Genomic DNA, 16,351 nt, shown 5'->3' on the forward strand with positions numbered 1-16,351 from the left:
GGTAGGCGTTGGCGGCAGCGTAGTTGGCCTGCCCGGCCGTACCCGTCACCCCCGTGATCGAGGAGAAGAGGACGAAGGCGTCCAGGTCCAGGTCCCGGGTCAGCTCGTGCAGCAGCCACGCGCTGTCGGCCTTCGGGCGGAGCACGGCATCCAGCCGGTCCGCCGTCAGCTCCTCCAGGATCCCGTCGTCCACCACGCCGGCGGCGTGGACGACGGCGGTGAGGGGGTGTTCGGCGGGGATCGCGGTGAGGAGGGCGGTGAGTGCGTCGGGGTCGGCGGTGTCGCAGGCGGTCAGGGTGATGTGGGCGCCGAGGGTGGTGAGGTGTTCGGTGAGTTCCCTGGCTCCGGGGGCGTCGGGTCCGCGCCGGCTGGTCAGGTGGAGGCGGGTGATGCCGTGTGCGGTGACCAGGTGTTCGGCGATGAGCGTGCCGAGCGCGCCGGTGGCGCCGGTGAGCAGCACCGTCCCGTCCGTCCGCAGCGGACGCGCCGTGGAGTCCCCGGCCGGTACGGCCGCCAGGCGCGGCACCAGGATCTCCCCCTCACGGAGGGCGAGTTGGGGCTCGCCCGAGCTGAGCGCCCGGTCGAGCGAGGCGGCGGACGCCTCGCTGCCGTCGGTGTCCACGAGGACGAACCGGTCCGGGTGCTCGCTCTGCGCCGTGCGCACCAGCCCCCAGACGGCCGCCGACGGCAGAGCGGGCAGGCCCTCGCCCGGACGGGCCGCGACGGCGCCTTCCGTGACCAGCGCGAGCCGCGCACCCGCCGGCTGCTCCACCGCCAGCCAGTCCTGTACGAGGCCCAGCGCGTGCCGGGCCGCGGCCCGGGGGCCGTCGTGCGTGTCGACGTACGCCGCCACGGCCGAGGAGTCGGAGTCGCGCTCGGCGGTGAAGGCCGGGGCCACCGCCGTCCACGCCACCGCGTACAGCGGGAGCGACGGGGCGGAGGGCGCGGCCGGCAGGCCTTCGGGCAGCGGCCGCAGCACCAGCGCCTCGGCGGTCGCCACCGGTGCGCCCGCCTCGTCCGTGCACACCACGGACACCGAGCCCGGACCGGCCGGGGTCAGCCGGACCCGGAGCGCCGTCGCACCGGTCGCATGGAGGCGCAGACCCGTCCACGCGAACGGCAGGACGACCTCGGTCGCGTCCTCCTCCCGGACCGGAAGCAGGTGCAGCGCCGCGTCGAGGAGGGCCGGGTGCAGGGCGAACGCGTCACCGGAGGCGGCGAGTTCGGCGGGCAGCCGCACCTCGGCGAACAGGTTCTCGCCGTCGCGCCAGGCGCCCGTCAGGTTGCGGAAGGCCGGCCCGTAGCCGTAGCCCAGCTCCGCCAGGCGCCCGTACACCCGCTCCACGTCGATCACGGCGGCCCCGGCGGGCGGCCGGTCGGCGCCGGGCGCGGCGGCCGGGAACGGCGCTTCGGGGACGAGGGTCCCGGAGGCGTGGCGGACCCACGGGGCGTCCTCGGAGGTCCGGGCGTGGACGGTGAAGGGGCGGCCGCCCCCGGCGCCCGGGGCGTCCACCGTCAGCTGGAGGGTGACGGGTCCCGTGGTGGGCAGGAGCAGCGGCGCCTCCAGCGTGAGGTCGTCCACCACCGGGCTCTGGGCGAGCTCGCCCGCCCGCAGCGCCAGCTCGGTGAAGACGCTGCCCGGTACGAGGGGCACCCCGCCGACCGCGTGGTCCGCGAGCCACGGCAGCAGCTCCGGACGCAGGGTGCCGGAGAACAGCAGGCCCCGCCCGTCGGCCAGTTCCACGGCGGGCCCGAGCAGTGCGGCGCCTCCCTCGGACTCGGGCGCGGCCTCCATCCAGAAGCGCTCCCGCTGGAAGGGGTAGGTGGGCAGGTCACGGGCCCCGGCCGACCCGGGCCCGCCGATCGCGGCCCGGTCGACGGCCACGCCCCGGGTGTGGGCGGTGGCGAGGGCGCGCAGGAAGACGGCCCGCTCGCTCCGGCCCCGGCGCAGGAGCGGGGACGCATCGGGAGTCAGCGAAGTCAGCGAGGCATCCGGGCCGACCTCGATGGCGAAGGCCGGGCCCTGGCCCCGGAGGGTTTCGAGTGCGTGGTGGTAGCGGACGGTTTCGCGGATGTGGCGGGTCCAGTAGTCGGGTGAGGTGAGTTGTTCGGGGGTGGCGAGGGTGCCGGTGAGGGTGGAGATGATCGGGATGCGGGGTGGGTGGAAGGTGAGTCCGGCGGCGACGGCGCGGAACTCGTCGAGGATCGGGTCCATGTGCGGGGAGTGGAAGGCGTGGCTGACGGTGAGCCGTCGGGTCCGGCGGCCCGCAGCGGTGAAGTGGGCGGCCACGCGGTCGACTTCGTCTTCATCCCCGGAGACGACTACGGCCCGGGGGCCGTTGACGGCGGCCAGTCCCGCGCCCCCGGTCAGATGGGGGAGCACTTCGTCTTCGGTGGCTTCGATGGCGGTCATGGCGCCGCCGGTGGGGAGGTTGCCCATGAGGCGGCCTCGGGTGGTGACGAGGAGGGCGGCGTCTTCGAGGGTGAGGACGCCGGCGGCGTGGGCGGCGGTGAATTCGCCGATGGAGTGTCCGATGAGGTGGTCGGGGGTGATGCCGTGGCTTTCCAGGAGCCGGTGGAGGGCGGTTTCGAGGGCGAAGAGGGCGGGCTGGGTGTATTGGGTGAGGCCCAGGCGGGTGTCGTCCTCGTCGAAGACGATGTCCTTGAGGGGGTGGTCGAGGTGGGGGTCGAGGGCGGCGCAGGCGGTGTCGAAGGCTTCGGCGAACGCCGGGTAGGCGTCGTACAGTTCGCGTCCCATGCCGGCTCGTTGGCTGCCCTGTCCGGTGAACAGGAAGGCGGTGCGGGCGGTGCCGGAGGCGGTCGCGTGCACGACGGCCGGGTGTTCCTGGCCCGCCGCCAGTGCGGCGAGCGCCGTCAGGGCGCTCTCCCGGTCGTCCGCGACGAGCACCGCACGATGGGCGAGCACGGCCCGACCCGAGGCCAGTACGCGCGCCGTGGCGTACAGCGAGGAGGATTCCGCGCGGGCGCCGAGGTGGGCCGCGACCTGCCCGGCCTGGGCCCGGAGCGCCTCCGGGGAGTGGGCGGACAGCGGCAGCAGCACCGGACCCCCGGCGGGGCCGGAGTCTTCGGCGCCGGCGGCCGGAACCTCGGCGGCCTCCTCCAGGATCACGTGCGCGTTGGTGCCGCTGATGCCGAAGGAGGACACGGCAGCCCGCCGCGGCCCGTCGCCATCGGGCCACGGCACCGACTCGGCGAGGAGTTCGACCGCGCCGGCCGACCAGTCGACGTGTGGGGAGGGTTGGTCCACGTGCAGGGTGCGGGGCAGCAGCCCGTGGCGCATGGCCTCGACCATCTTGATGATGCCGCCGACGCCGGCCGCCGCCTGCGCGTGCCCGATGTTCGACTTCAGCGATCCGAGCAGCAGCGGCCGGTCCTCCGGCCGGTCCTGCCCGTACGTCGCCAGCAGCGCCTGTGCCTCGATCGGGTCGCCGAGCCGGGTGCCCGTGCCGTGCGCCTCGACCGCGTCGACGTCCCGCGCGGTGAGTCCGGCAGAGGCCAGGGCCTGGCGGATGACCCGCTCCTGCGCCGGCCCGTTCGGGGCGGTCAGGCCGTTGCTGGCGCCGTCCTGGTTCACCGCCGAACCGCGTACGACGGCCAGGACCTGGTGCCCGTTGCGCCGGGCGTCCGACAGCCGCTCCACCAGCAGCAGCCCGACCCCCTCCGACCAGCCGGTCCCGTCCGCGGCCGCCGCGAAGGACTTGCAGCGGCCGTCGGCGGACAGCCCGCGCTGCCGGCTGAACTCCACGAAGGTGTCCGGCCGCGCCATCACGGTGACCCCGCCCGCAAGGGCCAGATCGCACTCGCCCGAGCGCAGCGCCTGCGCCGCCAGGTGCAGGGCCACCAGGGAGGACGAGCACGCGGTGTCCACGGTCACCGCCGGCCCCTCCAGACCGAAGGTGTAGGCGAGGCGCCCGGAGACCACGCTCGCGGTGTTGCCGGTGAGGACGTAACCCTCCAGCTCCTGCGGTGTCCTGGCCAGCCGCGCGCTGTAGTCGTTGTACATGACGCCCGCGAACACACCGGTCCGGCTGCCGCGCACCGACCCCGCGTCGATGCCCGCCCGCTCGAAGACCTCCCACGCGGTTTCCAGCAGCAGCCGCTGCTGCGGATCGACGGCCACCGCCTCGCGCGGGCTGATCCCGAAGAACTCGGCGTCGAACTCGGCCGCCCCGTAGAGGAACCCGCCCTCACGGGTGTATGAGGTCCCCAGGTGATCCGGGTCGGGGTCGTACAGCCCGTCCAGGTCCCAGCCGCGGTCGGGCGGGAAGGGGCCGATGGCGTCGGTGCCGGAGGCGACGAGCCGCCACAGGTCGTCGGGAGAAGCCACACCGCCCGGGTAGCGGCAGGCCATCCCCACGATCACCACCGGATCCTCGGTGAGCGGGACCGCAGCAGCCCCGGCCGTGCCCCGGTCAGCGGGGCCGCCCTCCCGGGCACCCGGCAGCAGGCTCACCACGTAGGCGGTGAGCGCCTCAGGGGACGGATGGTCGAACACGGCCGTGGCGGGGATCCGCAGCCCGGTGAGCGAGCCGAGCCGGTTGCGCAGTTCCACCCCCGTCAGCGAATCGAATCCCAGGTCGCGGAAGGCCCGGCCGGCGTCGATCGAGGTCGAGGTGGCGTGCCCCAGTACGGTCGCCACCGTCGTCCGGACGAGTTCGGCCACCTCACGGGTCCGCTCCGGTTCCGGCAGCGCCCCCGTCCGCCCGGCCCAGGACCCGTCCGCGGCCGGCCGGGAGCCGCCCGCCGCACCGGCCGCCGCGCGGCGCAGCGGGGTGCGCACCAGGTGCCGCAGCGGGGCCGGCAGCGGGCCCGCTGCCGAGCGCTCCCGCAGGGCCGGGGCGTCCACCCGTACGGGCGCCAGGGCGCCGGCGGCACCGCCCGCCGTCGCGGCGTCGAGCAGCGCCAGCCCCTCGTCGCCGGTCAGGGGGGCGAAGCCGGACCGTGCCCAGCGGGCCCGTTCCGCCGCCCCGAGACCGCCCGCCATCCCGTCCCCGGTGTCCCACAGGCCCCAGGCGAGCGAGACACCGGGCAGGCCCAGGGCCCGCCGGTGATCGGCGAGGGCGTCCAGGACGGCGTTGGCGGCCGCGTAGTTGGCCTGCCCGGCCGTACCGGCCAGCGCGCTGACCGAGGAGAACAGCACGAAGGCGGCCAGGTCCAGGTCCCGGGTCAGCTCGTGCAGGTGGACCGCCGCGTCGGCCTTGGGCCGCAGCACCGCGTCCAGCCGCTCGCCGTCCAGACCGTCGACCGTGCCGTCGTCCAGCACGCCCGCCAGGTGGAACACCGCTCCCAGCGGACGCTCCGCCGGTACGGAGTCCAGGACCCGGGCCAGCGCGCCGCGGTCGGCGGCGTCCACGGCCGCGAAGTCGGCCCGCGCACCCAGCGCCTCCAGCTCCGCCGCCAACTCGACGGCCCCGGCGGCCGCGGCCCCGGACCGGCTGAGCAGCAGCAGGTGACGCACGCCGTGCCGTCGTGCGAGATGCCGTACGAGCAGCCGGCCGAGGGAGCCCGTCCCGCCGGTGACCAGCACCGTACGGTCGGCGAGCCCGGCGAGCCCGGCCAGGGCCGGGGAGTCGGCGCCCGCCTCCGCCACCCGTACGAGCCGGGGCGAGCTCAGGACGCCCGCCCGGACGGCCAGCTGGGGCTCGGCCAGGGAGGCGGCAGCGAGCGCGGCCGGCGCCGCGCCGTCCTCCGCCGAGAAGCCGGAGTCGACATCGGCCAGGGCGAAACGGCCCGGGTGCTCCGTCTGCGCCGACCGCACCAGCCCCCACGCCGCGGCCGCCCACGGATCGGCCACCTCGTCCCCGGCGGCCGCCGCGACCGCGTCCCGGGTGAGGAAGAGCAGCCGGGACGCGGCGAACCGGTCGTCGGCCAGCCACGACCGCACCTGCTCGAGGACGTGCCCGGCCGCCCCGCGGCCCGCCGGAACCCGCACCGCGACCACGGGCGGGACCTCCTGGTCCTCCCGGTCCACGTCGCCGAGCGAGCCGACGAACGCCACGGTCCCCGCGGAGCCCGCCGCGGGCGCGACGGTCTCCCACACGACCCGGTGCAGATCACGTGGCCGCTCGGCCGCCGAACCGAGCCGGGCCACGTCGACGGGCAGCAGCGCCAGCGCGTCCGCCGTGACCACGGGGCGCCCCTCGGGGTCCACCGCCGTCAGGCTGCCGTCGGCCGCCCAGCGCACCCGCAGGACGGACGCACCGGTCGCGTGCACCTGCACGCCCGACCAGGAGAAGGGCAGCGGCAGACCGTCCGCGCCGTCCTCGGCGGCGCGAGCCACCGGCAGGTGCAACGCGGCGTCCAGCAGCGCGGGATGAACGCAGAAGCCCTCCGCCTCCAGCCCCGGCAGTGCCAGCTCGGCGTAGAGTTCCTCGCCCCGCCGCCAGGCTGCCCGTACGCCCTTGAAGGCGGGGCCGTACGCGTACCCGAGGGCGTCGAGGTCCTCGTACAGGGCGTCCGCGTCCACCGGCTCGGCGCCGGACGGCGGCCAGGCACCCGCGGGCCCGCCGGCCGGAGCGGTACGGGCCGGTGCCAGCAGACCGGTGGCGTGCCGGGTCCACCCCGTGTCCGTGTCCGTGCCGGCGTCGTCCGAGGAGGCCCGGGCGTGCACGGACAGCGGGCGCGCCCCGCTCGCGTCGGCAGCGCCGACCGACAGCTGGAGCCGTACGGGGCGGTCCCCGGCCAGGACGAGGGGCGCCTCCAGGGTCAGTTCCTCGACGCGCGGGGTGCCGGACTGTTCCCCGGCGGTCAGCGCCAGGTCGAGGAAGAGGGTGCCCGGCACGAGCACGCGGCCCGCGATCCGGTGGTCCTCCAGCCACGGGTGGGCGCCGGGCGACAGATGTCCGGGCAGGACGAGGCCGCCGTCCTCGGCGAGTTCGATGCGGGAGAAGAGGAGGGCGTGACCGGTCGTCGGCCGGCCGGGATGGGCGGGCGCGTTGAGCCAGTGGCGCCGGTGCCGGAAGGGATACGTGGGCAGGCCGTCCGCGTGGGTGGGGCGGCCGGGCTGGAAGGCGGACCAGTCGAGGACCGAGCCGTGCGCGTGCGCGGCGGCGAGGGCGGTCAGCAGGGTGAGACGCTCGTCCCGGTTGCGGCGCAGGAGGGGTAGGGCGCTCGGGGTGGACGCACTGAGGGCGGCGTCGGGGCCCACCTCGACGAGGACGGCCGCCACGCCGGTCTCGTGGAGGGTTTCGAGTGCGTGGTGGTAGCGGACGGTTTCGCGGATGTGGCGGGTCCAGTAGTCGGGTGAGGTGAGTTGTTCGGGGGTGGCGAGGGTGCCGGTGAGGGTGGAGATGATCGGGATGCGGGGTGGGTGGAAGGTGAGTCCGGCGGCGACGGCGCGGAACTCGTCGAGGATCGGGTCCATGTGCGGGGAGTGGAAGGCGTGGCTGACGGTGAGCCGTCGGGTCCGGCGGCCCGCAGCGGTGAAGTGGGCGGCCACGCGGTCGACTTCGTCCTCGTCGCCCGAAACGACGACGGACTCCGGGCCGTTGACGGCGGCGAGCGCCACCCGCTCGCCCAGCAGCGGCAGCACTTCGTCTTCGGTCGCTTCGATGGCGGTCATGGCGCCGCCGGCGGGCAGGTTGCCCATGAGGCGGCCTCGGGTGGCGACGAGGAGGGCGGCGTCTTCGAGGGTGAGGACGCCGGCGGCGTGGGCGGCGGTGAATTCGCCGATGGAGTGTCCGATGAGGTGGTCGGGGGTGATGCCGTGGCTTTCCAGGAGCCGGTGGAGGGCGGTTTCGAGGGCGAAGAGGGCGGGCTGGGTGTATTGGGTGAGGCCCAGGAGGGTGTCGTCCTCGTCGAAGACGATGTCCTTGAGGGGGTGGTCGAGGTGGGGGTCGAGGGCGGCGCAGGCGGTGTCGAAGGCTTCGGCGAACACCGGGTAGGTGGCGTACAGTTCGCGTCCCATGCCGGCTCGTTGGCTGCCCTGTCCGGTGAACAGGAAGGCGGTGCGGGCGGTGCCGGAGGTGGTTCCGAGGACCACGGCCGGATGCTCCTCGCCCGCCGCCAGTGCGGCGAGCGCCGTCAGGGCGCTCTCCCGGTCGTCCGCGACGAGCACCGCACGATGGGCGAGCACGGCCCGACCCGAGGCCAAGGCACTGGCCACCCCGGCGATGTCCGCGTCCTCATGGCCGGCCAGATACGCGTGCAGCCGCTCGGCCTGCGCCGTCAGCGCGTCGGCCGAACGCGCGGAAAGCGGCAGCAGCACCGGGTCGGCCGCCGCGGGTGCGGCGTCCGCCGCGACCGGCTCCGGCTCCGGGCCCTGCTCCAGGATGACGTGGGCGTTGGTGCCGCTGATACCGAAGGAGGACACGGCCGCCCGTCGCGGCCGCCCGTACGCGACCCACTCCCGGGCCTCCGTGAGCAGTTCGACCGCGCCGGCCGACCAGTCGACGTGTGGGGAGGGTTGGTCCACGTGCAGGGTGCGGGGCAGCAGCCCGTGGCGCATGGCCTCGACCATCTTGATGATGCCGCCGACGCCGGCCGCCGCCTGCGCGTGCCCGATGTTCGACTTCAGCGATCCGAGCAGCAGCGGCCGGTCCTCCGGCCGGTCCTGCCCGTACGTGGCGAGGAGTGCGTCCGCTTCGATCGGGTCGCCGAGCCGGGTGCCCGTCCCGTGCGCCTCCATGGCGTCGACGTCCCGTGCGGTGAGTCCGGCAGAGGCCAGGGCCTGGCGGATCACCCGCTCCTGCGCCGGACCGTTCGGGGCGGTCAGGCCGTTGCTGGCACCGTCCTGGTTGACGGCGGAGCCCCGTACGACGGCCAGGACTCGGTGCCCGTTGCGCCGGGCGTCCGAGAGTCGCTCCACCACCAGCAGCCCGACCCCCTCGGCCCACGCCGTGCCGTCCGCGGCCGCGGCGAACGGCTTGCAGCGGCCGTCGGGAGCCAGCCCGCGCTGCCGGCTGAACTCCAGGAACATGCCGGGTGTGGGCATGACGGTGACCCCGCCCGCAAGGGCCAGATCGCACTCACCCCGGCGCAGTGCCTGGACCGCCAGGTGCAGGGCGACCAGGGAGGACGAGCACGCGGTGTCCACGGTCACCGCCGGCCCCTCCAGGCCGAAGGTGTAGGCGAGCCGGCCCGAGGCGACGCTCGCCGTGCTGCCGGTGAGCAGGTACCCGTCGTAGCCGTCGGCCGCCTCGTGCAGGCGCGGCCCGTAGTCCATGGCCGTCGCGCCGACGAACACCCCGGCCCGGGATCCGCGCAGGCCGTCCGGGGAGATACCGGCCCGCTCGAAGGCCTCCCACCCGGTTTCCAGCAGCAGCCGCTGCTGGGGGTCCATCGCGGCGGCCTCGCGGGGGCTGATCCCGAAGAACTCGGCGTCGAAGTCACCCGCGCCCGCGAGGAACCCGCCTTCGCGGGCATACGTGGTCCCCGGGCGGTCGGGGTCGGGGTCGTACAGCCCGTCCAGGTCCCAGCCGCGGTCGGCCGGGAAGGGGCCGATGGCGTCGGTGCCGGAGGCGACGAGCTGCCACAGGTCGTCGGGAGAGGCCACACCGCCCGGGTAGCGGCAGGCCATCCCCACGATCACGACCGGGTCGGTGTCGGTGTCGGCCACCGGGGTCCGGGTGGTGGAGGCGGCGGTGGCCGCGTCGCCCGAGGGGGGCGCACCGGTGTACCGCTCCTCCAGTACGCGGACCACGGCCTCGGGGGTGGGGTGGTGGTAGATCAGCGCGGAGGGCAGCGCGTGCCCGGTGGCTGACTGGAGCCGGTCGCGGAGCTCGACCCCGGACAGCGAGTCGAACCCCAGGTCCTTGAAGCTGCGCGCGGTGTCCACGGCCGCGGCCGTGGCATGGCCCAGCACGAGGGCGATCTGGGTGCGTACGAGTTCTGTCAGGTCGGGGTGCGCCGGGTCTGCGGCGGGAGCGGCCGGAGCGGCGGAGGCGTCTGGAGCGGCGGGGGCGGCCGCAACCGCCGGCACGGCGGCAGCGGCCACCGCCGCAGCCCCGAGGGGATCCGCCGGGGAGTCCGCCGAAGGGGCCGCGGCGTCCAGCCAGTGCCGTTCGCGGTGGAACGCGTACGTCGGCAGCGGTACGGCCCGCCCGCCCCGGGCGGCGAACAAGCCCGTCCAGTCCACGGCGGTGCCGTGCACATGGGCTCCCGCGACGGCGGTGAGCAGGGCCGGGGCCTCCGGACGTCCGCGGCGCAGCCCGGCGAGCAGAGCCCGCCCGCCGCCGCCCGGCCCCTGGAGGGTCCGACGGGCCATCGCGGTGAGCACCGCGTCCGGGCCGAGTTCGAGATAGACGGTCGTGCCGGCGCCGTCGAGGGTCCGGACGCCGTCGTGGAAGCGGACGGCCTCCCGGATGTGACGGGTCCAGTAGTCGGGCGAGGCCAGCTCCTCGGCGGTGGCGAAGGCGCCCGTCACGTTGGAGACCACCGGGATGCGGGGGGCGTGGAAGGTGAGCGAGGCGGCGACGGCGCGGAACTCGTCGAGGATCGGGTCCATGTGCGGGGAGTGGAAGGCGTGGCTGACGGTGAGCCTTCGGGTGCGCCGGCCCAGCGCGGCGAAGTGGGCCGACACCCGGTCCACTTCGTCGGCGTCACCCGAAACCACCACGGATTCGGGCCCGTTGACGGCGGCGAGCGACACCCGGCCGCCGAGCAGGGGCAGTACCTCCTCCTCCGGCGCCTCCACCGCGGCCATCGCGCCGCCCCCCGGCAGGCTCCCCATCAGGCGCCCGCGCACCGCGATCAGCAGGGCCGCGTCGGCCAGGGAGAGCACCCCCGCCACGTGCGCGGCCGTCAGCTCGCCGACGGAATGGCCGCCGACCCGGTCCGGGGTGACGCCCCAGTTCTCCAGCAGCCGGTGGAGGGCGGTTTCGAGGGCGAAAAGGGCGGGCTGGGTGTATTGGGTGAGGCCCAGGAGGGTGTCGTCCTCGTCGAAGACGATGTCCTTCAGGGGGCGGTCGAGGTGGGGGTCGAGGGCCGCGCAGACCGTGTCGAAGGCTTCGGCGAACGCCGGGTAGGTGTCGTACAGTTCGCGTCCCATCCCGGCCCGCTGGCTGCCCTGCCCGGTGAACAGGAACGCCGTGCGGGCGGTGCCCGAGGCGGTTCCGCGGACCACCGCCGGATGCTCCTCGCCCGCCGCCAGCGCGGCGGTCCCGGCGAGCAGCCCGGCCCGGTCCCCGGCCACCACGACCGCCCGCCGGTCGAAGAGGGTCCGGGTCGCGGCCAGGGAGAAGGCGGTGTCCACCGCGTCGTGCGCGGAATCCGCCTGGTGCCGGTGCAGCCGGGCGGCCTGACCGGCCAGCGCCCCGGCGTCGCGCCCGGACAGCAGCCACGCCACGGGCCCGCCACGAGCGCCGCCCGCGTCACCGCCGCCGAAGGTGACGGCCGGTACGGAGGAAGTCGACCGGGGGGCAGCCGGCACGGGGGCCGCCTCGCCCACCACCACATGGCAGTTGGTTCCGCCCATGCCGAACGAGCTCACCCCGGCGATCAGTCGGCGGTCGGGTGCCGGCCACGCGCTCTCCCGCGTCTGGACCCGGAGCCCCAGCTCCTCCAGGGGGATGTCGGGGTTCGGCTCACGGAAGTTCAGGCTCGCCGGGATGCGGCGCCGCGACACCGACAGGGCCGTCTTCAACAGCCCCACCAGCCCGGCCGCGCCCTCCAGATGCCCCACGTTCGTCTTGGCCGAGCCGACCAGCAGCGGGGCGTCCGCCGGGCGGCCGGCGCCCAGAGCGGCACCCAGGGCCGCGGCCTCGACCGGATCGCCCACGGGTGTTCCGGTGCCGTGCAGTTCGACGTACTGGACCGAACCCGCGTCCGTGCCGGCGCGGGCGTGCGCGGCCCGCAGCACGGCCTCCTGCGCGGCGCGGTCCGGGACCGTCAGGCCCGCGGAGGCCCCGTCGTTGTTGACGGCGCTGCCGAGGATCACGCAGTGCACCCGGTCCCCGTCGGCGACCGCCCGGTCGAGGGGCTTCAGTACGACGGCGACACCCCCCTCGCCCCGGACGTAGCCGTTCGCACGGGAGTCGAAGGTGAAGCACCGGCCGTCGGGGGACAGGGCACCGAACCGGGCGCTGTCCGCGCTGCTCCCGGGCGACAGGATCAGGTTCACCCCGCCGACCACGGCCAGATCGGCGTCGCCGTGGCGCAGGGCCTCGCAGGCCAGGTGGACCGCGACCAGGGACGAGGACTGCGCGGCGTCGACCGTCAGGCTCGGACCGGTCAGCCCGAGCACGTACGAGAGGCGGTTGGCGATGATGCCCCGGCTGAGTCCGGTCACCGAATGCCGCCCGGCCGCCGCCTCGCCGCGACGGTGGTGCAGCGCCGCGTAGTCGTCCCAGATGGCGCTCGCGTACACCGCCGTCCGGCTCCCGGCCAGCGAGCCGGGCACGATCCCGGCCTCCTCCAGGGCCTCCCAGCCGAGTTCGAGCATCAGCCGCTGCTGCGGGTCCATCGCGGCAGCCTCGCGCGGGGAGATCCCGAAGAAGTCGGCGTCGAAGCGGTCCACCTCGTCGAGGAAGGCCCCCCTCGCGGGAGCCGACGCGGACCAGCGGCCCGCCGGAGGCTCCCCGACCGCGTCCTCGCCCCGGCTGAGCAGCCGCCAGAAGGCGGTGGGGTCGTCGGCCCCCGGAAGGCGGCAGGCGAGGCCGACGACTGCGATCGGTGCGGAGCGGGGCTTGGCCATGGTCTGTCACGTACTCCCTCGTCGAGGACGAATGCGCCACCAGGCTCGCCACCTGCTCTAACGGGGGTCTTTCGCCGCTCTAAATCCGGTCCGCCGGACCCCGGTGCAGCCCCGCGCGCAGCGCCGTGAGGTGCTCCACCCCGATCCGCTGCCGGTCCTCCGGCACCACCCCGTCCACGAACGCGTGGTAGGCGCCGGGGAAGTTGTGCAGCTCCACCGGTACGTCCGCCTGCGCCAGCCGCAGCCCGTACTGCAGGCCCTCGTCGCGGAGCGGGTCGAGACCGGCGGTCGAGATGTAGGCGGGCGGCAGTCCGCTGAGGTCCGCGGCCCGGGCCGGGGCGGCGTACTCGGAGACCCCGCCCCCACCCCCGTCCCCGTTCCCGCCCAGGTACAGCTCCCAACTCTCCTCGGCCAGCCGGCGGTTCCAGACCGGCGTGTCCGTGTACGCGGCCATCGAGGCGGTCGCCAGCCGGTCGTCCAGCACCGGCGTGCTCAGATGCTGGAAACACAGCGCGGGACCGCCCCGGTCGCGGGCCAGCAGGGTCAGACCGGCGGCGAGGGCGCCGCCGGAACTCGCCCCCGCCACCGCGATCCTGCCCGGGTCGGCGCCGATCTCGGCCGCATGGCCGGCGGTCCACCGCAACACCGCCCAGCAGTCGTCGAGACCCGCCGGGTAGGGATGTTCCGGCGCCAGCCGGTAGGAGACCGCGACCACCACCGCCGAGGCGTGCAGGGCCGCCTGCGCGGCCCCCAGGTGCACGGAGTCCACGTTGCCGAGGCAGAACCCGCCGCCGTGGATCCACAGCACCGCCGGCAGCGGCGCCCGCGACTCCCGCGGCCGGTAGACCCGTACCAGGACGTCCGGACCGCCGGCCGGTCCCGGGACCGTCAGCTCCCGTACGTCGGTACCCGGCACCGGCGGCAGTTCGCCGATGCCCAGCAGCCTGCCGCGGTGGTCCGCCACCGCGTCCACCAGACGTCCCTCGACCGGCATCCTCAGGCCTCCAGAGCGAGGGCCTGCGAGGGACACAGGGCCACGGTCCCGCGGGCCCGCGACTCCTCCTCGGCACCGCTCACCCGCTCCCGCAGGACGAGCACCGTTCCTTCCTCCGACTGGTCGAAGCGGTCGGGGTCGGACAGCACACACTGTCCCGCGCCCAGACACCGGTGGGTGTCGGCCGTGATGCGCATGTTCTTCAGGTCCCTTCTGCTGTACGGGTGACCGCGGTCGTCGCGTTGCCGGTCGCGGTCCTTCACCAGGTGACGGGCAGTTCCCAGACGCCCTGCACGCCGCCCGGCTCCTTGAGCGGCAGCGCTCCGGCCGGTACCGCGAGGCGCAGCCCCGGCAGCCGGCGGAACAGGGTGGACAGGGCGATCTCCATCTCGGCACGGGCGAGGTTCTGGCCGATGCACTGGTGCACCCCGTGGCCGAAGGAGATGTGGTGCCGCGCTCCGCGCGCGACGTCGAAGGCGTCCGCGCCGGGGAAGGCGTCCTCGTCCCGGTTGGCGGTCGAGATCACCACGATCACCCCGTCTCCGGCCTTGATCTCGTGGCCGCCCAGCTCGGTGTCGGTGGTCGCGAACCGGGCCACCCCGTCCGCGATGGCCATGTACCGCAGGAGCTCCTCCACCGCCCCCGGCAGCAGGGTGGCGTCCGACCGGAGCGCCGCCAGCTGCTCCGGGTTCTGCAGCAGGGTCAGCACGCCGAGCGCGATCGCGCTGGCCGTGGTCTCGTGCCCGGCGACGAGCAGCAGCAGCGCGATGTCGACCAGGTCGCGGTGGGAGAGGTGGCCCGGCGCGAGCTGTTCGGCGATGAGCGTGTCGAGGAGCCCGTCGCCCGGATCGGCCTCCTTGCGCCGGATCAGGCCGTCCAGGTAGCCGCTCAGCTGGGCGAACGCGTCCGCGCTGTCCTCCAGCGTGGTGGTGCCGGTCACCACCCGGCGCGACTGGTGCTCGAAGAAGGCGTGGTCGGCGTACGGCACGCCGAGCAGCTCGCAGATGACGATGGACGGCACCGGCAGGGCGAAGTCCGGGACCAGGTCGGCGACCGGCCCCTTCGCCTCGATGGTGTCGATGAGCTCGTCGACGAGGCGCTGGATGCCGGGCCGCAGCGCGGCCACCTTCTTGACCGTGAAGGTGGACAGCAACATGCGCCGCTGGACGGTGTGCTCGGGCGGGTCCATCCCGATGAAGTTGCGCACCTTGCGGGCGGCCTCGAAGCGGGGGGCGGTGGCCGGATAGTGCGGATGCACCCGGTCCGAGGAGAAGGTCGCCGCGTCCAGCAGCACCTGGCGGGCCTCGGCGTGGCCGCTGACGGCCCACACCCGGCGGCCGTTGTACAGCTCCACGAGGGAGACGGGCCCCTCCTCGCGGTAGCGGTCGTAACCGGCGGGCGGCTGGAAGGGGCAGCCGCGGGCCTGCGGATACGCGGGCAGCCCCCCGGTGTCCGCGGTGGGGCCGGTCGTCGTCCCGGTCATTCTTTTGCCTCCAGGGTGGCGGTGGGCGCGGCGGCCGCCGGAGCGGTGGCCGGCGCGGAGGGGCGGGGCGCGCCGAGCCGGCGTACGGCCGGTGTCTCCACCCAGGTGAACAGGGCGTGCGCCAGCCCCAGGCTGACCAGCAGCGCGAGCAGCAGCAGACCCGCCCCGGCCGCCGCCGGCAGGTCGGATCCGGCGACCAGCCGGCGGTGCCCGTACGTCACGACCAGGCCGTGCACCATGTAGAACGCGAACGAGAGCTCGCCGAGCCGTACGAGGACCCGCCCGCGCAGCGGCGAAGGGCTCCCGGTGTCGTCGGACACGGCGGCGGCGGCCACCAGCGGGGTCAGCCACAGGGCTGCGGTACCGGCGATCCCGTACAGGTACGGGACCAGGGAGTTGACGGCGTACCCGCCGACGGCGATCAGCGCGGCGGGGGCCAGCCCGATCCGGGGCCAGGCCCCGGCGAGTACCAGCCGTGCGGCGACCATGCCGAGGAGGAACTCCAGGGCGCGCACCGGCGGGAAGAAGTAGACGAACCAGATCTGCTCGAAGGACAGCGAGCCGTCGGAGATGAACGGCAGCGGTGTCCCGGTGACGGCGTACCGGCCGACCAGCGGGGCGATGACGGTGAACGCGCCGAGAGTGGCGGCGAGCGGCCAGAGCCGGGCCACCGGCACCCGGTTCAGCACGCGCAGGAGGAAGGGGAAGCTCAGGTAGAAGAAGAGCTCGACCGACAGGGACCAGCTCACGGCGTTCATCGTGTTGGGCACGGTGATGTCGGGGAACCAGGCCTGGACGAGGAAGAGGTTGGCCAGGGTCCCCTTCGCGGTGAAGGGATCGGCGGCGACCAGCATCACCACGGCCGCGAGGACGAAGGTGACCAGGTGGTTGGGGTAGATCTTCGCGAGGCGCCGCCGCCAGACCCGGGGCGCCGTGTCGTCCGGCCGTGCCGACCAGGTCAGCACGAAGCCGCTCAGCACGAAGAAGAAACTGACGCCGTAGAAACCGGCGTGGTCGAACACGTCTCCGAGGGTCTGGCCCGCGGACCCGCCGATGACCGGGTCTGCCAGGTGGTGTGGAAGGCGAAGACGAGCAGGGCGGCGATGAAGCGGAGTCCCGTCAGGGACGGGAGTCTGGACGCGGGTGGGCGGGACATGAAGGGCGACCTCCGGCTGGTACGGGAACGGGCTGGTGCGGGCGGGCCCGGCGGCCCGGGCCGGGC

5 protein-coding genes are annotated in these 16,351 nt (G+C 75.0%); all 5 read right to left on the reverse strand.

Annotation, left to right across the window (positions count from 1 at the left end; translation table 11 throughout):
* Positions 1-12,652, reverse strand: a 12,652-nt coding sequence (locus ACFYZL_RS30005; RefSeq protein WP_388683252.1) for an SDR family NAD(P)-dependent oxidoreductase, incomplete at its 3' end; no start/stop codon positions are given.
* A gap of 79 nt (positions 12,653-12,731) precedes the next feature.
* Complete coding sequence (locus tag ACFYZL_RS30010; protein ID WP_384754332.1) at positions 12,732-13,646, reverse strand: alpha/beta hydrolase; 915 nt, start codon at positions 13,644-13,646, stop codon at positions 12,732-12,734.
* 2 nt (positions 13,647-13,648) lie between these two features.
* Positions 13,649-13,909: a ferredoxin gene (locus tag ACFYZL_RS30015; protein ID WP_384754334.1), complete on the reverse strand. Its 261-nt coding sequence runs from the start codon at positions 13,907-13,909 to the stop codon at positions 13,649-13,651.
* Positions 13,906-15,129, reverse strand: a complete 1,224-nt coding sequence (locus ACFYZL_RS30020; protein ID WP_388683256.1) for a cytochrome P450 — start codon at positions 15,127-15,129, stop codon at positions 13,906-13,908. The genes ACFYZL_RS30015 and ACFYZL_RS30020 overlap by 4 nt, the downstream gene beginning before the upstream one ends.
* Positions 15,126-16,151 carry an acyltransferase family protein gene (locus tag ACFYZL_RS30025; protein ID WP_388683258.1) on the reverse strand — a complete coding sequence of 342 codons (1,026 nt, stop codon included), beginning with the start codon at positions 16,149-16,151 and terminating at the stop codon, positions 15,126-15,128. The genes ACFYZL_RS30020 and ACFYZL_RS30025 overlap by 4 nt, the downstream gene beginning before the upstream one ends.
* Between the last annotated feature and the right edge of the window lie 200 nt (positions 16,152-16,351).

Source organism: Streptomyces sp. NPDC001717, assembly GCF_042892775.1.
Classification (GTDB): domain Bacteria; phylum Actinomycetota; class Actinomycetes; order Streptomycetales; family Streptomycetaceae; genus Streptomyces.

Bases quoted from the DNA above. Each gene is read 5' to 3' on its own strand.
- ACFYZL_RS30010 (WP_384754332.1), bottom strand. From the start codon at position 13,646: ATGCCGGTCGAGGGACGTCTGGTGGACGCGGTGGCGGACCACCGCGGC.
- ACFYZL_RS30020 (WP_388683256.1), bottom strand. From the start codon at position 15,129: ATGACCGGGACGACGACCGGCCCCACCGCGGACACCGGGGGGCTGCCC.